Genomic DNA, 20,491 nt, shown 5'->3' on the forward strand with positions numbered 1-20,491 from the left:
TTATTGTTATCTCCAGCAGATTAGACGATCCCGGCGTTTTGGCTGGCCCAACCTTGAGAACGCAACCGCCATGCTTCGGTGCAAACCGGGCTCAGGTCAGCGGGTTCCAGCGTTGCGACCAGTCATCGTCGGATTTGATCACTTCGCGCAGCAGGTCGAAGGCGTGTTGCAGGGTCGCCGAGTCGCGGTCTCGGGAGTAAACCAGATAGGTCGGGTAGCTGAATTCGGGGGCTTTGGGCACTTGCTCCAGCACACCGCTTTGCAGATAGCTCTGAACCACCCGGGTACGGAAGTAGCCACTGCCGCCGTTTTCCAGAATGTACTGCAAGCCCAGTGGGCCGAGGTTGAAGCTCAACGCGGCTTTGGCTTTTTCCGGCAGGGCCGCATCGTGCTGACGGCGGAAGTCCGGGCCCCAGTCGATATACACGTAGGGATCGGGTCGTGCGGCCAGGCGGATGAGGACCAGTTTTTCTTCCAGCACCTGTTCGACTTGCAGGCGTGGCCAATACTCCGGCTGGTAAACCAGCGCCGCATCCAGAACCCCCAGTTCCAGTTGGCGCAGCAGGTTTTCACCGTCACGGATTTCCATGCGCAGGGCGTGGCTGGGAATCTTCTCGCGCAGTGCGCCGGCCCAGCTGAGCATCAGCGGGTTGCACAGACTGACCTCGCCACCGATGTGCAGCACGTCGCGATAACCCTCGGGCAACGGCAAGTCCCGGCGCGCCGCTTCCCAGGTTTCGACCAGTTGATTGGCGTAGACCACGAAGGCTTCACCGTTCGGCGTCAGGCGCGCACCGGCGCGGTTGCGTACGAACAACGTACTTCCTAGCTGGCTTTCGAGTTTCTGTACCCGCGCAGTGATCGCGGTCTGGGTAACGTGGAGTTTTTCAGCCGCCGCGGCAAGGCTGCCGTGGCGGACGATTTCCAGAAAGGTGCGGGCTAGATCGATGTCCATGGGGTGGCCGGTGCGGGAGGTGCGCCATTGTAAGAGCACCGCTCATCTGTGGCGAGGGAGCTTGCTCCCGCTGGGGCGCGAAGCGGCCCCAAAACCTGTCGCCGCGATTTTCCAGATACGCTCCCGTCGGATAGTTTACGGCTGCTGCGCATCCGAACGGGAGCAAGCTCCCTCGCCATAGTTTCCCCTTTCACTTGGCTATTCGTTCAAAACGCGAAACACGAACAACCAAAGGCCCCCCAGAAACCGCCGAAATCGCTGACCGGCGCCGAGGACAACCGTGCCCGTTCATGGCTATGGGCATGCACCGCGCAAGCCCCGACGCATTGGTGAACCTGCGCCGTCAGTGGCGCCAGGGGTTTCCAATGGCCCGGTACTTTGGCAACGGGCGACCACTCAGGCACCACCGGGACGGGAGGCGGCCCGAGTTTTTCAAACTCGACACTGCCGTAGACGATCTTGCCATCAACGATGGTCAGTACCGATTCGATCCATTTGACCGCTTCATCCTCGATGTGGAAATAGTCCGCCGACAACGCAATCAAGTCGGCCAGCTGCCCAACCTTGATCTGGCCTTTTTTGCCTTGCTCGGAGGAAAACCAGGCGCTGCCGTGGGTGAAGAGTTCCAGTGCGGTATCGCGGCTCAAGCCTTGCGGGTATAGCGCCAGACCACCGACGGTGCGACCGCTGATCAGCCAGTACAGCGAAGTCCAGGGGTTGTAACTGGAGACGCGCGTGGCATCGGTGCCGGCGCCGACCGGAATGCCTTCGGCCAGCATGCGAGCGATGGGCGGCGTGGCTTCGGCAGCCTTGGCGCCGTAACGGTCGACGAAGTATTCGCCCTGGAAGGCCATGCGGTCCTGGATCGCGATGCCACCACCCAAGGCTTTGACCCGTTCAATGTTCTGCGGGGTGATGGTTTCGGCATGGTCGAAGAACCATGGCAAACCGTCGAATGGAATGTCGCGGTTAACCTTCTCGAACACGTCGAGCATGCGGCTGATGGATTCGTTGTACGTGGCGTGCAAACGGAACGGCCAGCGCTGCTCGACCAAGTGGCGCACCACCGGTTCCAGTTCCTGCTCCATGGTTTGCGGCAGGTCTGGGCGGGGTTCGAGAAAGTCCTCGAAGTCGGCCGCCGAGAACACCAGCATTTCCCCGGCACCGTTATGCCGTAGAAAATCGTCGCCCTGACCGTAGTGGGAGGTGCTGGTCCAGTTCTTGAAGTCGGTCAGTTCTTCCTTGGGCTTCTGCGTGAACAGGTTGTAGGCAATGCGCACCGTGAGTTGCTGGTCTTTGGCCAGTTGCTGGATGACTTGATAGTCGTCCGGATAATTCTGATAACCGCCGCCGGCATCGATGGCGCTGGTGACACCCAGGCGATTGAGTTCACGCATGAATTGGCGGGTGGAGTTGACCTGGTATTCCAGCGGCAACTTTGGCCCCTTGGCCAGGGTCGAGTAGAGAATCATCGCGTTGGGGCGGGCGATCAGCATGCCCGTCGGGTCGCCATTGGCATCGCGCTGGATTTCGCCACCCGGCGGATTTGGCGTATCGCGGGTATAGCCGACCACCTTCAACGCGGCGCGGTTGAGCAGGGCACGGTCGTAGAGGTGCAGGACGAACACCGGGGTATCCGGCGCGGCCTTGTTCAGTTCATCAATCGTCGGCAGGCGTTTTTCGGCGAACTGGAACTCGGTCCAGCCACCGACCACCCGCACCCATTGCGGCGTGGGTGTGCGGTCGGCCTGATCCTTGAGCATGCGCAGCGCGTCAACCAGTGAAGGGACGCCTTCCCAGCGCAGTTCGAGGTTGTAGTTGAGGCCACCACGGATCAGGTGCAAGTGTGAGTCGTTGAGACCGGGAATCACCGTGCGACCGTGCAGGTCGATAATTTGTGTGCCGGGACCTTGCAGGGCCATGGCTTGGGCATCGCTGCCGACCACCACGAAGCGTCCGTCCTTGATCGCGACGGCGCTGGCCTGAGGTTTTTTGCGGTCGACGGTGTGCAGGCGTCCGTTGTACAGAATGAGGTCGGCGGGGGCGTCGGGCATGGTTTTACTCCCTGCGATTAGCGGGCTGATCCAGGCACCGACGGCGCCTGCCGAAAGGCCTTGCAGTACACGGCGGCGGTTAAATCCGTCGTGGTCGTCAGGTGGGCTCATGGGCAGTGCTCCGCGCAAAGGTTCTTGATAAAGAAAGCGAGGGCAAACAGCCGATGTCTGACGCATGCGGCCAGAAGGAATATAGACGGCAAATCCGCAGGTAGCCGTTTTCCGATGGCGAAAAACGACGAATCCCGCCTCGATGGGCGGGATTCGTTTGCAGCCAGGCGTGCTCCCGAAGGTCGGGAGCGGCGCGCTTAGGCCGGGAACAGCTCGGACAGTTTCATGGCCAGCATCATGTCGCCTTCGGCGCGCAGTTTGCCGCCCATGAAGGCTTGCATGCCGTCGGTTTCGCCGCTGACGATGCCTTCCAGGGTTTCGCCGTCCATCACCAGCGTCACCTGGGCGTCCGGGTTCTCGCCTTCCTGGAGCTCGCAGGTGCTGTCCTTGACGATCAGCGAGAAGTTTTTGGTGTCGTCGATGCGGAAACCGAATACCAGGTCCAGACCGGCAGCAGCGGCTGGGTTGAACTTGGCTTTCATTGCTTGTACGGCATCAGCTACGGAGGTCATGGTTCGATCCTTTCTTGGGTAATTGGAGCTGGGTGAATACAGCCAGGGTCACAAGGGTCCGGACTCAGCGAAACGTGATGAGTTCCGGGGTCTTCAACAGCTGCAAGTGCGCATGACTGTTGAAAGAAGACAGCGCCACCTCGCGACCGCGAAACTTCAGCAGGTTGAGCGAGGTATTGACGATTTGCCAGTTCAGTTCAAACGCCTGCTTTGCCGGCATTTGCGTAATGAGATGGAGCAGCGCCGTGATAGTGCCGCCGGAGGTGAACACGGCGATTTTCTGGGAATTGTCGGCGCTTTCGAGGATTCGCTGCAGACCAGCTTGCACCCGTTCGACAAACCCCAGCCAGCTTTCCAGGCCCGGTGTGTCATAGGTGCCGGCGAGCCAGCGTTCGATGATCAGGGCGAAGATGCGCTGGAACTCGCCGCGGTTTTGCGCGGCATTGCGCAGGATGTGCAGCGCTTCGGGTTCGTCCGGTAACATGGCTGGCAACAGCGCGCGGATTACCGCGTCGGCGTCGAACTCATTGAAAGCGGAATCGATTTCCAGGACGGGAACCGGCAGGCCTGCCGCCGCGAACTGTTCCAGCGCGCTGTTGGCCGTGTGCTGCTGGCGGCGCAGGTCGCCCGAAAGGCAGCGATCGAAGCTGATGCCCAGCGCGGCGAGGTGTTGGCCGAGGACTTCTGCCTGGCGAACACCGGTCGGCGACAGGACGTCATAGTCGTCTGCACCAAAGGAGGCCTGGCCATGTCGAATCAAATAGATACTGCCCACGTCCGCGTCATCCCGGTACGTTGAAGGTTCGGCGAGGTTATGAGGATGACGGTGAGCTGTCAATGAAAAAACATACGCTTGTTTGAAATGCCCGTTACAGGGCTGTTGCCAGAGGTTTCACGGCTGGCCGCCGGGGCGACGCATGGGTATGCTGGAGGTATCCCGCGCGCGTTTATGCAGCGCATCGTATTAAAGGAGTCCCTGTGGAGTTTTTTGCCAACTGGGGCGCAACGAAGGTCAAACCCAAGCAGGACAAGGGCGCGACCAATCATGACCTCCTATACCAAAGCACCGACTGTTAGAACACTGTTAGAACTCGCCACGCCATGGGTCTACCGCAGGCAAGGCCGTTACACTCTCCGCATTCGCCCACTGGGCTCTAAAGCTACCTGTACGCTCTCCCTCAAGACGATCCATAGGCAAACCGCTGTGACCATCGCGAAGCACCTGCTGACCACGCTCAGAACCTTCCATCTTGATCAACCCGAAGCCACTTGGGATCAACTCCGCGAACGCCTCAAGGAGATCGCTGAGGGCGCTTTGGCGACAGGCTCTGCTTGGGATCCTTACGACCCAGTTAGCGCCTCACCAGCTTATGGCGGCATGGGGTTGGTCTATTCAGAGATCCGTAGGGACCTCGACGAGATCGCCTGTACGGTGCCCTTGAACTCCGATCAGGCCAAAGCGGTGATGATGGGGACAAGGATCATGACTGCCGCTGAAGAGCGAACTCATGGAAGCCTTGGAGAGATCGTTGAGATCATCGAAGAAATGAAGCACGCGAGTGACGTGCCTCTTCCTGTGTCCCTATCTGTATTAGCGTCCGAAGGGGCTCCTCAAGGTCTCGACAATCTGACCACACCTGTCCACACCTTTGAGTATCTCTCTGCGCTCTACATGACCGAGCGCAAGGACGATCTCACCGGCTCCACACTGAAGAACCTCAGGGCGTCTTGCGGGACAATTAGCGGGCTCCTTGGTGACTTGGACTTGAAGATCCATACACGGGCTCACATGCTGGCCTTGAGGGATGGTCTGAAGGCGGGTCGCAAAGTCTCCACGGTCAACAAGATCCTGACTCACCTCACGACTGTCATGGTATGGGCTGAAGCCAACGCCTATATCACCAAGGCTTTTGTCCAGAAGCTGCAAATCCTCAGGGGCTCTGAGAGTCAGCGGAAGGAATTCTCACCGGCTCAAGTGGCTGCGCTGATGGATTACGCGAACAAGCTCCCTGCTACCGATTGGAAGCGCTGGGCGCTGAGCATTGGCGTGGTCTCTGGGGCTCGCATTGGCGAGATCTACCAGTTGACCTCGAAGGACATCATTGAGGCCCAAGGCTTGTTGGTCATGGACATAAACACCAATGACGGAAAGACCATCAAGAACAAGTTCAGTGTTCGTAAGGTGCCTTTGGTGGCTGCCTATGGGCTGGACTTGGAGGCTCTCAAGGCATTCGCTGAGGCTGCCGATGGCAAGCTCTTCAAGCGGTCCTCAAGTGGCTTCACGTCCATGCTCAATCAGTTGACTCGTGATGTGCTGGGCACCGAGACCAATACCGGGCTGTCTTTCCACTCGCTTCGTCACTCCATGTCGGGGCGTCTCAAGGCCGCTGAGGTATCCTTGGGAATCTCTCAGGAGATCACTGGGCACAGCTCAGGGTCTATCACATATGACCTATATGGTGCCGCTGGGGCTGTGCAATTGGGCCGCATGGCTGAGGCGCTCAAGGGGGCGTTTTCGTTGGTGGCTACTGCTCAACGGTAAGCACTCGATTGGCCTGGGTCTTTACCAGCAAGAAAGACCCTTTGGCACTCGTCGGGGTCGATCAGCTATGACCTTTATGGGGCTTGGAGTTCCATGGAGGTGACGCTGATGCATGAAGCTCTGGCGAGAGCTTTTGGTTTGATACTAAAATAGTGGCGCTTCCTTTGGCGGACATTTTCGGTTGTATGAAGATTCCGTGTTGAGAGCATGGAAAGCAATCAGTTATGTTTCCGGGGAGGAAGCGCATGCTAACAACAGTCTTGGCTATTATTTTTTGTTTTATCTTATGGAATGTGCTGAAGGGCGTATTGAGAGGGACCATGAGTCGCTCAATTCAATATGCCGTATCGCGTGGTGTTCCATATGATTTTGCAAAAGGGATTATGAATCATAGAGGGATGGTCAAGGAAAGCATGAGCCGCCTGAAGATGGACAATCCTGAGTTGCGGGCAGAAGATGTTTATGTCCAGTACGGCATTACCATCATGTATCTATTCGAAATCTCAACGCAGGGAGAAAGAGATGTTTGAAGTTATTGGAATAATAGTTGTTTTGATTATTTGCTGGGCGGTGGTGAAAATGATCGCCTATCGTGTCTTTCCGGCTTATGGACTTAAAGTGGCAGAGCGGCGTTACATAAAAGAGCCAGACGCCACAAATGAAAGACTGCTGTGGGATGCGCGACATCGCTTCAATAAGCATCAGCGACGCTAAGTGCAATTCGAGACCGCAATTCCATGGGTGCCCCTACGTGAAATCTAATCGACTCGTTGGGTCCTGGCCTTGCTCCGTGAGCGTAGGAGCGTGCTTGTTCATGACTTTGTGATCCATTCTGGTCATTCCTGAGACGGTTTATTTTGTCCTCACTATTGAGAGACACCCAACCAAACCTCAGGAGGACCCACTATGATCAGCTTCACCGCAATGCCATCCCTGACCGACCTTCAGGCCCGCTATAAGATCGACCCAGAGAGCCCATCGGGCTTGTCCCGTACCAAAGCTACAACAGGCCGCAATGGCAAAGTTGGTCCTGTCGTGAGCATCGGCAGCGATGGTTACTACCGTATGCAGTTCAACGGTCAGTTCTATCGGACCCACCGAGTCATCTATTACATGCACACTGGAATCGACCCGGCTGAACTTGTTGTCGATCACCGTGATGGTGACTGCCTAAATAACAATGTCGAGAACCTGCGTGCCTGTACCCAGCAACAAAACACCTTGAACAAGAAGGCGTACAAGAAGGCATCCGGTCTCCCCAAAGGAATCTCCAAGTTGCCTAACGGTTGGTATCGAGCGCAAGTTTCGATCAATGGCGAGCCTCAGGTCGCCCATCTGGCTAATATCAGGGCTGCTCAGTGCTACCTGAAAACCAGACGCAAGGAATCACACGGGGAATATGCAAGGAATGTGTAGGTTTCAAGCATAGATTCCTTGAGGGTGTCAATAGGAGCTTATATTACCCTCACTATTGTGAGACACCACAGAAACCAAAAATAAATTTCTCTGTGGCTCTTCCAGATTCCTACCGGGCTCCCTTGCGGACCCGACCAGCGACAACTGAGACGACCAGTGCGACCGCCCTTCATGGGAGGCACGCCAAGCGCTCGACAGTCCCCGGTAAGCAGACCATCAGTGTCTGGCTCCAGTAGGAAGGAGCGCAGCTTGATATTGTCACTCGTTAGTCGATGTCCATGGAGGACACCGCAGAGAGACCTTGCACGGGATTGGGGCCACCGTGTATTGCTCAAGTTGCACGGGGGGCTTTAACTTAAAGATCTTAAAGATTACTCATTGAGTAACTCTATTATTATTATCTTTAGTTAAATCTTTATCCTTTATCTTTAAGATTCCTTATAGATGTCTCAAGTTGTCTCTAAGTTAGGGATTGGTCTGGCGACCATGATTATCCCTGTTCTCTCAGTCCATCTCTAAGGAGGTCCTATGTTATTCCACTTCAAGTTAGATGGTCTTGAGCCTCAGCATCAAGCTGACCTATTAGCCATCGAAGCGACCATGACTCCAAGGTCTGCCTATGCCGCCTTTACCGTAAAGACCACGGGTCTCAGGGCTCACAAGGATGTCGAAGGTGCCTATGCGTTCCTCAGAACGAGGATGTCTGCGTATCACGTAGACGCCCTCAAAGAACTCTTGGAGAACCTTAAGATCGACTTAGATAGATTGGTCCGACTCATGAAGAATGTTCCCACCATTATGTCTAAGCGTCCTACTCAACAGTAACGACACAGTGTCGCCACACTGATAACTCAACGATGCCTCTCAGGTCCGCCATGTCCTGTTAGACCATCAACAGTGGTGCTAACCACACCATCAAACATCTGAAATCAAGAACCTTTTGATCGACCTTGGAAGATGCCCATGCGGCTCCCTCCTTGCCGTCTTGTCGTGCGCGTCTATTGCGCCAAGGTCGATCAAAGGGTCACCTCATAGGAGATCCAACACCATGAAAATCACCATCACCAACGTCCTGAAGAACGAAGTCACCGTGTCCGGCCAAGCCCTGAGCCGTGAGTACGTCGAGAACATCATGCTGCCCATGCTGGTCGCCCAATGCGCCACCGTAATAAGCCGCAAGTTCGAGATCGTTAAGGCCTTCGATGAGGCCGGGTTGTCACTCGCTGCGATCCCCGAGGTCGCCCGAGAGTACGCCATAGACAAGTCAGAGAAGGCCCGTCTGCGTCTTCGTCAACAAGCTGAGGCCGATGCCCACGCTGAGCGTCTCCGTGAAGCTACGCCTCGTGAGCTGGCCCAAGCGAAGGCCGATAGGGAAGCCCGAGCGGCTGCCATTCGAGAACAAGGCTACCGGGTCCGTGCTGCCTCTCGTAACTCTGGCTGGTAGGTCTTTTCCCTACCTGTCCTCAACATCATCTAATTCAGGAGAACCATCCCCATGAAACTGCCTAACCAATATGAAAAACCATCGACCTACACCACCTCGATCACCGATGAGCATAACGGGTCGATCCGCTTCAATACCGCCGATGTCCGCTCAGAGACCCTTGCGTCTACCGACGTGTCCATCTACGTGCAAGCCTTTGTGGCAGTCGCTGAGGACTACTTGAACGGTGACGAGTGGCGTGAAGAGGCTGCTGAGAGGACCCCTTGCGAGTTCCGTCCGGCTGGCTCTAATGCCACGGGTCAACAAATCATCACCATGGCTGATCGTACCGTCACCTTCGACCCTCGCAAGAACTGGGACAACCAGACCATTTCGAAGGGCGAAGTCCTGGCAGGAACTGTGATCTTCACCGAGCCTACCGATACCGCCTTGGTCATCAGCCACCGTGTCACCATCTTCGACCACAACATTCAGGCTGGCTTCACCGTGGGCTCTCTGGCCCAGACCGCTGACAAGATCCTCCGTGACATCGAGCTAAGCGCTGCCGGTAAGATCGCTGGCATTCTCTCGACTGCCCCAAGCACCGAAGTGGTCGCAGAGACCATGCCAACCGGCAAGCCTGTAGAGATCGCTGATGACCTCATTGACCTCTTGACGATGAACATCAACCAGACTGTAGGCACCTCGCTGGGTGACTTCGTGGTTCTGCTGCCTGTGTCTCTGATCGCAGTGCTCAACCGTGCAGCTCATCGAGCAGGAGTAGAGGGCGTAGAGGGCATAGAGGGCATTGAGACCCTGATTGGCGCCTCTGTGCAACCTTACAGTGGCACTGACTATGGACTGTTCCTGATGCCGAAGCTGTTCACCTCGCTGAGCTACCGCGAAGGTCGTAACGGTGACGTATGGAAGATCCAAGCGACCCGCAATGGTAACCACCAGTGCTGGGACCTTGAGATCTTGGCTGTCGTGGACATCGTTGCTAACGGCAAGGTCCGTGTGAAGCTGACCGCTGATGGTCTCCAGACCGAGGCTGTGGCCTTCCCGATGATCACCAACGTTAAGTTGACCGCCTGACTCTTACCGTTCCGAAGGGGCCCGCATTGGGCCTCTACCCTAACGCCGATTCTTGTGTAGCTCGTCGAGTGTCGGCACCTTGTAAGTCATATCAGCTCTCGCCATCAACTCTGCATAAGTCTCTTTTTCAAGCTCCTCAGTGAGGCTCTCACATAGTTGGTCAAACTCTTGAGTGACCCATAAGAGCGCCCGCCCAATAAGCAGCTTAAGGTTGCCGTAGCTCCCTTGTTCCAAGGTTACCGAAGCAGCTGACAAACATACGATCTTCTCAATCTTGTAGTCCTTACACCCATTGTTTAACACTGCTCCGGGAATGCTTTGGGCATAGGAGTTTTCATCGTGTACAAGGTGCTTATCACGCAAAGACTTGAAGTATTTGAAGGCTTCCATGGCCTCTGATGGCTCGCCTCGTAGCACTTCGTCAGTCGTCAGTCGGAATCGCGCCTTCGAATTACCAAAGCATTTTAGAAAATGAACAATTGCGGATCGCCAGAGAGCTTCACGGAGTACATGCGGTTCCTCTGGCGCTATGTTTATTGCTTCCAAGCAATTGTCGGCGAACTCCAAGTCTTTCTTATGAAGAGCCAAGTCTGATAACCGAACGGCATCAGGGCTGTCTATGTGAACCACTTTGACAGCGTCAGGGAAGCCCTCAATGTGCATTCCTGCACCCCGTTGCGATATCTCAAAATTTTCCATGGCTACCCATCCATTTTCGAAGTCGCACGGTGCGGCTGAGACACAATTATAGACTGAACGACATCAGTCCTATTGCACCACCTTTAAGGAGATCTTATGGACACGCTGCACGCTGCCTACTGGGTCTGCGTGGCTGTTCATGTGGCCTTCTGGCTATACGGGCGCTTCAAGGGCCCTTGATGAGAATCTGACAGAAAAATCTGAAAGACCACCTCATTGCTTCTACTTACTCAGGTTCCCCCGTGTGCCCTCGCGCAGGTCCACATAGGCGCCCGCATGGGGTCCTTATCGCGTTCATGTGCGCCACTGTAGGTCGATCATTCAAAGCCGCTGGCGGTAGCTCTCAGGTGGATCAAAGTGTTAGAGCAGCGTTAGAACGATGTTAGACACTCACCGAACAATGTCCGTAGAATGAGGCTTTAAAGCCTTCGAGGTTCCCCTGTGGAGTTTTTTGCCGAGTACGCAGTTTTTCTGGCTAAGACCGTGACACTGGTGATCGCCATTCTGGTGGTCCTGGCCAGTTTCGCGGCGTTGCGCAGCAAAGGTCGACGCAAGTCGGTCGGCCAGTTGCAAGTCAGCAAACTCAATGATTTCTACAAAGGGCTGCGCGAACGCCTGGAGCAAACCTTGCTCGACAAGGACCAGCTCAAGGCCTTGCGCAAGGTCGAAGCTAAATCCGAGAAAAAGCAAAAGAAGAAAACCGAGGCCAAGCCACGGGTGTTTGTGCTCGATTTCGACGGCGACATCAAGGCGTCGGCCACTGAAAGCCTGCGCCATGAAATCACCGCGCTGCTGACCCTCGCCACGCCCAAGGATGAAGTGGTGCTGCGTCTGGAAAGCGGCGGCGGCATGGTTCATAGCTACGGCCTGGCGTCCTCGCAACTGGCGCGTATCCGTGATGCCGGTGTGCCGTTGACCGTGTGCATTGACAAGGTCGCGGCCAGCGGCGGCTATATGATGGCGTGCATCGGCGAGAAGATCATCAGCGCGCCGTTCGCGATCCTTGGCTCGATCGGTGTCGTCGCGCAATTGCCTAACGTCAACCGCCTGCTGAAAAAGCACGACATCGACTTCGAAGTGCTGACTGCGGGCGAGTACAAGCGCACCCTGACGGTGTTTGGCGAAAACACCGAGAAGGGCCGCGAGAAGTTCCAGGAAGACCTGGACATCACTCACCAGTTGTTCAAGAACTTCGTTTCGCGCTATCGCCCGCAACTGGCCATCGACGAAGTGGCCACCGGCGAAATCTGGCTCGGTATTGCTGCACTGGACAAGCAACTGGTGGACGAACTCAAGACCAGCGATGAATACCTTGCCGAACGAGCGAAGAAGTCCGAGCTGTACCATTTGCACTATGCCGAACGCAAAAGCCTGCAGGAGCGCATCGGCATGGCGGCCAGCGGTTCGGTCGATCGTGTGCTGCTGAGCTGGTGGAGCCGGTTGACCCAGCAACGCTTCTGGTAATACTCGACAAGCATCATCGTTAAAAAATGAAACCGTGGATTCTTCCCCGGTTTCATTTTTTTTTGGCGGGTTTCAAGTCCATCCATTTTCCTTACGGTGTTTGAGAATTTTCCTGAGCTCTGTGTCGATCGCTCCCGCTTCCGGTTGATCCGTGGTCAGTTAGGCTGGTGTTCCTGAAATGCTTGCAATGGAATGCACCATGATCGACCACCCTCAAAAAGCCGCCGATGTACCGACCTCTCCCGGCATGCGCCAAGTGCTGAAGTCCGCCATGGATGCTGCGCTGCCGCTAACTCCCAGCCAGTTTGGCGAACACCTGATCAAAGAAAAGTGGGGGCATGATATTGATCCCGCCACCGCACAGCTGGTGACCCTCGATTACGACTACAAGGGGCATCCCGCGCAGAACGGCATCCACCAGGGACGGGTGGCGAGTGCCATGTCGCTGGTGCAGGTGCTGATTTCCAACTATCAAACCGTGGGTGACGGGCGCTTCGGTGAAACAGCGTTTGGGTTGTATACGCCGCCTGACATCGGGCCATCCATACAGGTCGTGGAACACGTCGATGAGCTTGCCGATAGTGGCGACGGCAACCACGACAGTTATGAAGGCCTCTATCGCCGAAACGCCGGGCAAGTCTTCGGGCCAGGCAACCAGATCGCCGTGCGACCGGCGGACTTCAAAAAGTGGGTCTGGGAGCTGGCTCTCAAGGATCTGTATCAGGCCTATCTTGATCAAGCCTGGCCATCGGACGAAGTGATCGTCGCACCTGCCCCCCACGCACTGAAAACCTCGGTCAAAGCCGCCTTCATCATGGCCGCTTTACTGCAGCGGGGTGAGAGCAGTCTGGACCCGGAAGGGCTCGCACTGGCCCTGCAGGCGGCTGGGCTGCCGTCGGATCAGGCATGGGCAACGCTCACATTCGAACAAATACAGGCACCCACCAGCGTGCCCGAGATGCTCGCTACGGGACGCTTGAAGCTTTATCGCTACACCTCGAAAGACATCTGGGGCTTGCGTGAACCTGGCGGCAGGATTGTGTTGTACATCCCCGGCAACTCGTCGCCCCTGCATGGGTTTGAGGATTCCGGGCAATTGCACCAGTGGGTTGTAGAGCAGGGCAGGCGTGACGATACGAAACAGGCCTTGGCCGCTCACTTCGCCGAGGATGATCGCAAGGACGGCACTTTCCATGCCGGTGTGTTGACGGCGCTGGACGGCATGGCGGTCTACCCGAGGGAACACCGGCTGACCAAAGAGGCGGGCTTCTTCAACGATGACGGTTTTTGGGAGCCTGCCCGATACATCGGCTTCGATGACTCGCCATCAGGCACCGATCCGTTTGCCCAGTTGGTCCTGACCATGAAGGAGGCCTCCCTGGCCGGGGTCAACACCATTCGTGACGATGCGCAGGTCAACCGGGGTAACTTGAGTGCCTTCGTCGAACCGGTTGTGGAGTGGATCAACCGTTTCGGTCCTTTGGCGTTGTTCGTACCGGGTGGTGAAGGGTTGCTGGTGCTGGCCGGTATCATCGATGCCGGGTATGGCCTTGATCAGGTCGTCAACGGTGCGACATCGAGCGATCGAGCGGCGGGCGTGACACGCACGGTGTTTGGCTTGCTTAATGCGCTGCCGCTGGCCGGCGCAGGCGCGGCGCTCAAGGGTGAAGCTGCCGAGGCCGGTGCCCTTGCCGAGAGTGCGCGCGAACCTGGTGCAGCACCGAAGGACGAGTCTGCCAGGCCGACGCCGGATCAGGCCGTTGCCCCGATTCCCGGACCACCAAACCTGGCGCCGCCGACCCGCGTGGAACTTCTGCGCGGAATTGGCCCGTCGGTGGCGTCTTTCAGCGATGAAATGCTGGCGCAGATCGCCAAGGTCAGTACAGTCGATGACGACATGCTGCGGTTGATGCAGGCCGGGCGCCCGCCGACGCCTTTGCTGGCCGATACCATCAGCCGTTTCAGGATCGATCAGGAACTCGAGCAAGCCGCTGTGGCACAGGGCGAGCGAGTCGAACTGTTCAACAGCCGTTACGAAGCGCTTCAACACTCGGAACATGCAGGGGTCCGATTGTTTCAACGCCAATACCCCGACCTGCCCAAAAGCGCCATTGAGCAAATGCTCGACCGTTATGGCGTGGATATCCAGAGCCCTTCCGACGCGGTCCAGCTCCGGCAGATGTTCAATCGTCTCGACAGCAAGGCCCGGCAATACCAACAGCATGTACGGCTTAATCGTGCGTATGAGGGGGTGTACCTTCCCTCGGTGGTCAACCCGGAGTCCGACACGCTGGCCCTGCATTCCCTCAAAAATCTGCCCGGATGGCCAAAAAACCTTCGAATCGAAGTCCAGGACGGTTCCGTCGCAAGCCGCGTTCTGGACCGTAGCGGTGCGTTTGACGCCACCCATGTTCGACGGTTGATCAAGGTGGGGAGTCGTTACCTGAGTCGCGATGTGCAAACGGACTTCTATGAGGCTGTGCTTGAAGTCTTGACCGAAGACGAGCGCTCGGCCCTCCAACTTTTATCGCTCGATCCGGCCCGCGAGTTGCGGCTGAAAGTCGGCGAGCGGGCAATGCCCCGATCCGAGTTAGTGCTTGGTTTGGGCAGGATGGATTCCGGCCTGCCCTTCGAGGCGCAAGGGCTGCGTGGCGGCGGCTTCCCCGGTACGCCTCAGGCCGAAGAGCTGACGCACGAGATGATGAGGTTGCAGCTCAAGGAGCTTTATCCGGACTTCTCGGATGCCGAGGCCGATGAAGTCCTACAGCGTACCGGTGGCAGGGCCCAGGCTCATATCGACGCGCTGAAGCAGGCGTTTCAACAATTGCACATCGACCTGAGCGGCTGGATCGATCAGGTAGCGCAAGACATTGTGGAAATGGACGTTCCTTTCCTGAATGAAGCTGACAACGAGGCACAGGGGCTGACTGAAGAGCAGATTGAAGTGCATAACGAGAACCTGGTTCAGAGCGCCATGTACTACGAGCGTGAATCCAGGATCGAGCTGGCTGACGAGCTGATCACTCTCTGGCGAAAGCGGGCATCGCAAGATCAGCGCGTCTATTCAGGCGAACAGCTTGTGGGGTTCAAGCTCGACATGGCGGGCGAGGACTATCATCGATTGCCGATCATGAACGTCAGGTTCCACGACGTCGTCGAGTTGTCGATGCCGCACTTCCATGTGACCGAGCGTGAAACCTTGAATGGGTTCCTCGAGTGTTTTCCGAATCTGCAGACCTTGAATCTTGAGGGTGTCGAGTTGACCCAATTCGACCTCGAGGGTGAGGCGCAGTCTGTTCTACCGACGGCCATGTTCAGCCTGACTCATCTCACGTCGCTGAATCTCAAGGCTACCGGCCTGGTCTTCACCGAAGAGACGGCGTCACAGCTGAGCGGGATGGCCAGGCTTCAATCGCTGGACCTGAGTGAAAACCCCTTGGGCGTGCCCCCCATGTTGCTCGGGATGAATGACTTGCGTCGGCTGAACCTCTGCGACACCCAGATTACCCGGTGCCCGATCGGCATCAGGGATGAGCCCTATATGACCTCTTTGGACTTGAGTCATAACCGGATCACCCGGGTTCCGCCCGCAGTGATAAATCAGGCCGTCTCGGTGGATCGTGTGCTGCTTTGGAGCAATCCACTGACAGACGAGGACACGCTCCGCCGACTGATCAGTCATCGTGAGCAAACCGGAATCAATTTATGGCTGAGCGCACCAGGTGCTGACTATGGACAGCCGATTGTGTGGCTTCGGGACTGCGATGAACCGCTGCAACAGTCCCGACAAGCCCTTTGGCAGAGGCTGGCGGGCAAACCCTCCGGTACGCGGTTTTTAAGCGCAATCGACAGGCTGAGCCTGACCGCCGACTTTCAGGTCAGTTATCTGTCGCTACAGGCGCGAGTCTGGCGGCTTTTGGAGGCGGCAGATGCTTCAGACGAAGTATTGAGTCGATTGAGCGCAGTGCTTGGCCGGCTTGAAAACCCATGGGTGGCGTTCAGGGCATTGGAACAGCGCGCAGGTTTTTGAACGGATTTGTTCGTGTCGTAACTGACAAGGAGGGAGGCCTTGAACCCCTGCCAAGGGGTTCAAGGTTTAACGATCAGCGGCGACGGAACAGCGGCAGCGGTTCGTCGGTAGCCGCCTGATAGGTCACCGAGAAGTCCTTGAGACCTTCAAGGGCTTCGTACGGGTCTTTATCGGCGCGGATCGCAAAGGCGTCGAAACCGCAGCGGTGCAGGTAGAACAGCTGGTCGCGCAGCACATCGCCAATTGCCCGCAGTTCGCCTTTGAAACCATAACGGTCACGCAGCAGGCGGGCGTTGGAGTAGTTGCGGCCGTCGGTGAAGGCCGGAAAGTTCAGGGCGATGACCTGGAAATTTTCCACGTCGTCCCCGATTTCTTCCGCTTCTTCATCGGCATCCAGCCACACGCCCAGGCCGCCATCGCGGGCCTTGAGCATACGGCTGTGTTCGCGCCACAGCTGCAACGGGACGATCAAGTCGTCGCAGTTGCTGATCTCGTCGATGTTGAAGTCCTTGGGCAGCAAGTGCCAGGTTTCGTCGACGACTTCGTTGTTCTTAATTATTCGCTGCATAGACGCGCTCCTTGAAGAGGTCGATGCCAATACGCTGATAGGTGTCGATGAAACGCTCGTCTTCGGTACGTTGTTCGATGTACACGTCGATCAGCTTTTCAATCACATCAGGCATGGCTTCCTGGGCGAAAGACGGGCCGAGGATTTTACCCAGGCTGGCGTCGCGGCTTGCGCTGCCACCCAGGGACACCTGGTAGAACTCTTCACCTTTCTTGTCCACCCCGAGGATGCCGATGTGGCCGACGTGGTGGTGACCACAGGCGTTCATGCAGCCGGAGATGTTCAGGTCCAGTTCGCCGATATCGAACAGGTAATCCAGGTCTTCGAAGCGACGCTGGATCGACTCGGCGATCGGGATCGACTTGGCGTTGGCCAGGGAGCAGAAGTCGCCGCCCGGGCAGCAGATGATGTCGGTCAGCAAGCCGATGTTCGGCGTGGCGAAGCCCTGCTCACGCAACTCGCCCCACATCGCGAACAACTGACTTTGTTCAACGTCGGCCAGAATGATGTTCTGCTCGTGGGACGTGCGCAGCTGACCGAAGCTGTAACGATCGGCCAGGTCGGCAACGGCATCGAGCTGCTTGTCGGTGATGTCGCCCGGTGCAACACCGGTCGGCTTCAGGGACAGGGTGACGGCCACATAACCCGGCTTTTTGTGGGCCAGGGTATTGCGGGTGCGCCAGCGCGCGAAGCCCGGGTGTTCTTTGTCGAGTTCGGCCAACGCCTGGGCCTGGTTGTCCAGAACCTTGTACTCGGGGTCGACGAAGTGTTTGGCCACACGATGCACTTCGGCGTCGGTCAACGTGGTCTGGCCACCGCGAAGGTGCTCCATCTCTGCGTCGACTTTTTGTGCGAAGACTTCAGGGGTCAAGGCCTTGACCAGAATCTTGATCCGCGCCTTGTACTTGTTGTCACGACGGCCGTAGCGGTTGTAGACCCGCAGGATGGCGTCGAGGTAGCTCAACAGGTCTTGCCACGGCAGGAATTCATTGATGAACGCGCCCACCACCGGGGTACGGCCCAGACCACCACCCACCAGCACACGGAAGCCCAGCTCGCCAGCGGCGTTGTGCACCGGCTCAAGGCCGATGTCATGGACTTCGATGGCCGCACGGTCGGAAGTCGAACCGTTGATGGCGATCTTGAACTTGCGTGGCAAGTAAGCGAATTCAGGGTGGAACGTGGTCCATTGGCGGACGATCTCGCACCACGGGCGCGGATCGATCAGCTCGTCGGCAGCGACACCGGCGAACTGGTCGGTGGTGACGTTGCGCAAGCAGTTGCCGCTGGTCTGGATCGCGTGCATTTGCACGGTCGCCAGTTCGGCAAGGATGTCCGGGATGTCTTCCAGCGCCGGCCAGTTGAACTGTACGTTCTGCCGGGTGCTGATGTGGGCGTAGCCCTTGTCGTAGTCACGGGCAATCTTGGCCATCATTCGCGTCTGGCGCGAAGTCAGTTGGCCGTAAGGCACCGCCACCCGCAACATCGGCGCGAAGCGCTGAATGTAAAGGCCATTTTGCAGGCGCAGAGGGCGGAATTCTTCTTCGCTCAGCTCGCCTGCCAGATAGCGTCGGGTCTGATCACGGAACTGCTTGACGCGGTCCTCGATGATCCGCTGATCGTACTCGTCATATACGTACATATAAGTCCTGTTCTCAGGCTTGGGCCGGTCGGATCCAGTTGCGTTTTTCGCTTGGAAGTCTCCGATACTGCCTCGGCAATTCTGCGCGCACGGCCGCGCACTCCCAACGGAGCCGGGGCAAGATACCAGTTTGCAGTTATGCGCAAAAGTGATGTTTGAGTATATGTAAAGAACCAAAACGACTAATGAGATCCAATGACGTAAAACCCACATTTGTGGTGCGGGCAATCATCGTCTTAACTGTGCTCGAGTCTTTATGCAATCACCGATAAAACCGACAAGAGGCGATGCAATGAGCAACCCTACCAAAACGTCAAAACCCGATAGCACGGTCGATGCTTGGGCCATTCTGTTCCTGATCATCCTGGTCGTGGGCACCGCGGTATTTTGGGTCAGCCATCAATAACCGACCCCGTCCGGGCCTCATTCCGACGATTGTCGGACAATAACCGGAATAAGCGCCGTTTTCCGGGACTTCGCTGGCTATAATGCGCGGCGAATTGCCGGGGGGCTCGGACGATCAATGTTGAAGTTTTTCTACTCATTCCTGCTGATGCTTGGCGCGGTTTACGGCCCTGTTGCGCGCGCGGAATCGGTATTGTTCCTAAGCCCTGGAAAGACTGACGAAGCCTTCTGGGTCAGCTATTCGCAATTCATGCAGGCGGCAGCCACGGATCTGGGCATTGATCTGCGAATTCTCTATTCCCGGCGCATGCCGGAGCTCACGCTGGCGCAGGCCCGTCAGGCGCTGCAAGGCCCTGATCGTCCGGACTATTTGATGTTCGCCAACGAACAGTACGTCGCTCCGCAGATCATTCGCCTGGCCGAAGGCAGCGGGGTGAAGCTGTTTATGGTCAACGCTTCGCTGACGGCCAATCAGCAGAGTCTGCTGGGGGATCGCTCTGATCGATTGGGCAGCCTGGTGCCCAACGACGAGGAGGGTGGTTACCTGATGCTCAAGGAACTGATTCGCCAACATCCGCCCGTGGCGCCCGGTCAGGTCATCGAGTTGCTGGCGTTTTCCGGCCTGAAGATCACCCCTTCGGCGCAACTGCGCGAGCAAGGCATGATGCGGGCCTTGGCCGAGCACCCTGAAGTGCGCTTGCGCCAACTGGTTTACAGCGGCTGGACCCGGGAACGGGCCTATGAACAAGCCAAACTGCTGTTCCGGCGTTACCCGAAGGTCTCGCTGGTGTGGTCAGCCAATGACGAAATGGCGTTTGGCGCCATGCAGGCGTATTCGGAGGCGGGCGGGATACCCGGCAAGGATGCGTTGTTCAGTGCGGTCAATACCTCGCCGGCGGCGTTACAGGCGACAGTCGACGGACGCATCAGCGTGCTGTTGGGCGGGCACTTCACGTTGGGCGGCTGGGCACTGGTGGCGTTGCATGATCTTGATCAGGGCGTGGATCTCAGCCATTACGGCGGCCGAGACCGGCAAATCCCGTTGTTGCAACTGATCGACAAGGCACAGGCCAGGCGTTTGCTGGCCATGGGTGAATCACCGGATTACGGTGTGAACTTCCGCCGTCTTTCAGCCAAGGGCCGGTCGACGTCGTATCGCTATCCGTTCAGTCTGCAAACCTTGATGCGCTAAACCCCGGCCAGATGCACCACCAGTTGCACGATGCCATACAGCGTCAACGCAAACACCGCGGTGAACAAAATCCCCAGAATCACGAAATGACTGGGCTTACCGTGAGTGAAGTCCCGGGCCCGGTTCTTCCCGCTCTGCACCCCGAACGCCGCCGCCAGGACGCTGTGCAGCATCTGCCAGAAAGTGGGCGGCTTGTTGTCGGCTGGATCGTCCATAAACCCCTCGTCACCAATGTGTGAGAGCTAAGCATAGACAATGTTGCAGTGATAGATCGTTCCCATGCTCTGCGTGGGAATGCAGCCCGGGACGCTCCGCGTCCCAAAAGCGGACGCAGAGCGTCCATTGAGGCATTCCCACGCAGAGCGTGGGAACGATCGAAGAGA

17 protein-coding genes are annotated in these 20,491 nt (G+C 57.2%); 9 read left to right on the forward strand and 8 right to left on the reverse strand.

Going from position 1 to position 20,491, the window contains the following annotated elements; translation table 11 throughout:
* Positions 1-91: 91 nt before the first annotated feature.
* From IB252_RS07760 to IB252_RS07775, 4 genes are all read right to left on the reverse strand, one after another.
* A complete protein-coding gene (locus tag IB252_RS07760; RefSeq protein WP_111449840.1) occupies positions 92-955 on the reverse strand; it encodes a LysR family transcriptional regulator in 864 nt (287 codons plus the stop codon).
* Between the two features lie 206 nt (positions 956-1,161).
* Complete coding sequence (locus IB252_RS07765) at positions 1,162-3,009, reverse strand: amidohydrolase (protein WP_192408565.1); 1,848 nt, start codon at positions 3,007-3,009, stop codon at positions 1,162-1,164.
* 308 nt (positions 3,010-3,317) lie between these two features.
* Entirely contained in the window at positions 3,318-3,632 is a 315-nt protein-coding gene (locus tag IB252_RS07770; RefSeq protein ID WP_008154977.1) for an SCP2 sterol-binding domain-containing protein, read from the reverse strand.
* Between the two features lie 64 nt (positions 3,633-3,696).
* Entirely contained in the window at positions 3,697-4,407 is a 711-nt protein-coding gene (locus IB252_RS07775; RefSeq protein ID WP_192407937.1) for a histidine phosphatase family protein, read from the reverse strand.
* Between the two features lie 270 nt (positions 4,408-4,677).
* On the opposite strand from IB252_RS07775, the gene IB252_RS07780 reads away from it, so the two are divergent.
* The 6 genes from IB252_RS07780 (at position 4,678) to IB252_RS07805 (ending at position 10,108) form a co-directional block, all read left to right on the forward strand.
* The gene (locus IB252_RS07780) at positions 4,678-6,174 is read left to right on the forward strand and encodes a tyrosine-type recombinase/integrase (protein ID WP_192407938.1); all 1,497 of its coding nucleotides are present in this window, start codon (positions 4,678-4,680) and stop codon (positions 6,172-6,174) included.
* 245 nt (positions 6,175-6,419) lie between these two features.
* Positions 6,420-6,704 (forward strand): hypothetical protein, encoded by a 285-nt coding sequence (locus IB252_RS07785; RefSeq protein WP_192407939.1) that lies wholly within the window; start codon positions 6,420-6,422, stop codon positions 6,702-6,704.
* The gene (locus tag IB252_RS07790) at positions 6,697-6,888 is read left to right on the forward strand and encodes a hypothetical protein (protein ID WP_192407940.1); all 192 of its coding nucleotides are present in this window, start codon (positions 6,697-6,699) and stop codon (positions 6,886-6,888) included. Before IB252_RS07785 ends, IB252_RS07790 begins: the two co-directional genes overlap by 8 nt.
* A 192-nt stretch (positions 6,889-7,080) precedes the next feature.
* Positions 7,081-7,590, forward strand: coding sequence for an HNH endonuclease (locus IB252_RS07795; protein ID WP_102614291.1), 510 nt, complete (start codon positions 7,081-7,083; stop codon positions 7,588-7,590).
* A 1,048-nt stretch (positions 7,591-8,638) separates the two neighbouring features.
* On the forward strand, positions 8,639-9,034 hold the full coding sequence (locus tag IB252_RS07800) for a hypothetical protein (RefSeq protein WP_192407942.1): 396 nt from the start codon (positions 8,639-8,641) through the stop codon (positions 9,032-9,034).
* A gap of 51 nt (positions 9,035-9,085) precedes the next feature.
* Positions 9,086-10,108 carry a hypothetical protein gene (locus tag IB252_RS07805; RefSeq protein WP_192407944.1) on the forward strand — a complete coding sequence of 341 codons (1,023 nt, stop codon included), beginning with the start codon at positions 9,086-9,088 and terminating at the stop codon, positions 10,106-10,108.
* Positions 10,109-10,147: 39 nt separating this feature from the next.
* On the opposite strand, the gene IB252_RS07810 is transcribed toward IB252_RS07805, so the two are convergent.
* Positions 10,148-10,807, reverse strand: a complete 660-nt coding sequence (locus IB252_RS07810) for a hypothetical protein (RefSeq protein WP_192407946.1) — start codon at positions 10,805-10,807, stop codon at positions 10,148-10,150.
* Positions 10,808-11,248: 441 nt separating this feature from the next.
* Here IB252_RS07810 and sohB point away from each other — a divergent pair, with 441 nt between their 5' ends.
* Together sohB and IB252_RS07820 are read left to right on the forward strand one after the other, a co-directional pair.
* Positions 11,249-12,271, forward strand: a complete 1,023-nt coding sequence (sohB, locus tag IB252_RS07815) for a protease SohB (protein WP_102614296.1) — start codon at positions 11,249-11,251, stop codon at positions 12,269-12,271.
* A 199-nt stretch (positions 12,272-12,470) separates the two neighbouring features.
* The gene (locus IB252_RS07820; RefSeq protein WP_192407948.1) at positions 12,471-16,301 is read left to right on the forward strand and encodes a leucine-rich repeat domain-containing protein; all 3,831 of its coding nucleotides are present in this window, start codon (positions 12,471-12,473) and stop codon (positions 16,299-16,301) included.
* A 73-nt stretch (positions 16,302-16,374) separates the two neighbouring features.
* Here IB252_RS07820 and IB252_RS07825 read toward each other — a convergent pair whose 3' ends face one another.
* Together IB252_RS07825 and IB252_RS07830 are read right to left on the reverse strand one after the other, a co-directional pair.
* Entirely contained in the window at positions 16,375-16,869 is a 495-nt protein-coding gene (locus IB252_RS07825) for a DUF934 domain-containing protein (protein WP_038982933.1), read from the reverse strand.
* Positions 16,853-18,511 carry a nitrite/sulfite reductase gene (locus tag IB252_RS07830; protein ID WP_192407950.1) on the reverse strand — a complete coding sequence of 553 codons (1,659 nt, stop codon included), beginning with the start codon at positions 18,509-18,511 and terminating at the stop codon, positions 16,853-16,855. Before IB252_RS07830 ends, IB252_RS07825 begins: the two co-directional genes overlap by 17 nt.
* A gap of 523 nt (positions 18,512-19,034) precedes the next feature.
* Between IB252_RS07830 and IB252_RS07835 the strand changes: the two genes are divergently transcribed.
* Positions 19,035-20,108: an ABC transporter substrate-binding protein gene (locus tag IB252_RS07835; protein ID WP_111449835.1), complete on the forward strand. Its 1,074-nt coding sequence runs from the start codon at positions 19,035-19,037 to the stop codon at positions 20,106-20,108.
* Here the strand turns inward: IB252_RS07835 and IB252_RS07840 are convergent.
* Positions 20,105-20,323 carry a DUF2970 domain-containing protein gene (locus tag IB252_RS07840; RefSeq protein ID WP_111449834.1) on the reverse strand — a complete coding sequence of 73 codons (219 nt, stop codon included), beginning with the start codon at positions 20,321-20,323 and terminating at the stop codon, positions 20,105-20,107. The two genes, IB252_RS07835 and IB252_RS07840, sit on opposite strands and share 4 nt — an antisense overlap.
* Positions 20,324-20,491: the final 168 nt, after the last annotated feature.

The sequence above is a fragment of the Pseudomonas sp. PDM10 genome (assembly GCF_014852295.1).
GTDB lineage: Bacteria > Pseudomonadota > Gammaproteobacteria > Pseudomonadales > Pseudomonadaceae > Aquipseudomonas.

Coding starts and splice junctions, on each gene's coding strand:
- IB252_RS07760 (WP_111449840.1), bottom strand. CDS start 955: ATGGACATCGATCTAGCCCGCACCTTTCTGGAAATCGTCCGCCACGGC.
- IB252_RS07765 (WP_192408565.1), bottom strand. CDS start 3,009: ATGCCCGACGCCCCCGCCGACCTCATTCTGTACAACGGACGCCTGCAC.
- IB252_RS07770 (WP_008154977.1), bottom strand. CDS start 3,632: ATGACCTCCGTAGCTGATGCCGTACAAGCAATGAAAGCCAAGTTCAAC.
- IB252_RS07780 (WP_192407938.1), top strand. CDS start 4,678: ATGACCTCCTATACCAAAGCACCGACTGTTAGAACACTGTTAGAACTC.
- IB252_RS07785 (WP_192407939.1), top strand. CDS start 6,420: ATGCTAACAACAGTCTTGGCTATTATTTTTTGTTTTATCTTATGGAAT.
- IB252_RS07790 (WP_192407940.1), top strand. CDS start 6,697: ATGTTTGAAGTTATTGGAATAATAGTTGTTTTGATTATTTGCTGGGCG.
- IB252_RS07795 (WP_102614291.1), top strand. CDS start 7,081: ATGATCAGCTTCACCGCAATGCCATCCCTGACCGACCTTCAGGCCCGC.
- IB252_RS07800 (WP_192407942.1), top strand. CDS start 8,639: ATGAAAATCACCATCACCAACGTCCTGAAGAACGAAGTCACCGTGTCC.
- IB252_RS07805 (WP_192407944.1), top strand. CDS start 9,086: ATGAAACTGCCTAACCAATATGAAAAACCATCGACCTACACCACCTCG.
- IB252_RS07810 (WP_192407946.1), bottom strand. CDS start 10,807: ATGGAAAATTTTGAGATATCGCAACGGGGTGCAGGAATGCACATTGAG.
- IB252_RS07820 (WP_192407948.1), top strand. CDS start 12,471: ATGATCGACCACCCTCAAAAAGCCGCCGATGTACCGACCTCTCCCGGC.
- IB252_RS07825 (WP_038982933.1), bottom strand. CDS start 16,869: ATGCAGCGAATAATTAAGAACAACGAAGTCGTCGACGAAACCTGGCAC.
- IB252_RS07830 (WP_192407950.1), bottom strand. CDS start 18,511: ATGTACGTATATGACGAGTACGATCAGCGGATCATCGAGGACCGCGTC.
- IB252_RS07835 (WP_111449835.1), top strand. CDS start 19,035: ATGTTGAAGTTTTTCTACTCATTCCTGCTGATGCTTGGCGCGGTTTAC.
- IB252_RS07840 (WP_111449834.1), bottom strand. CDS start 20,323: ATGGACGATCCAGCCGACAACAAGCCGCCCACTTTCTGGCAGATGCTG.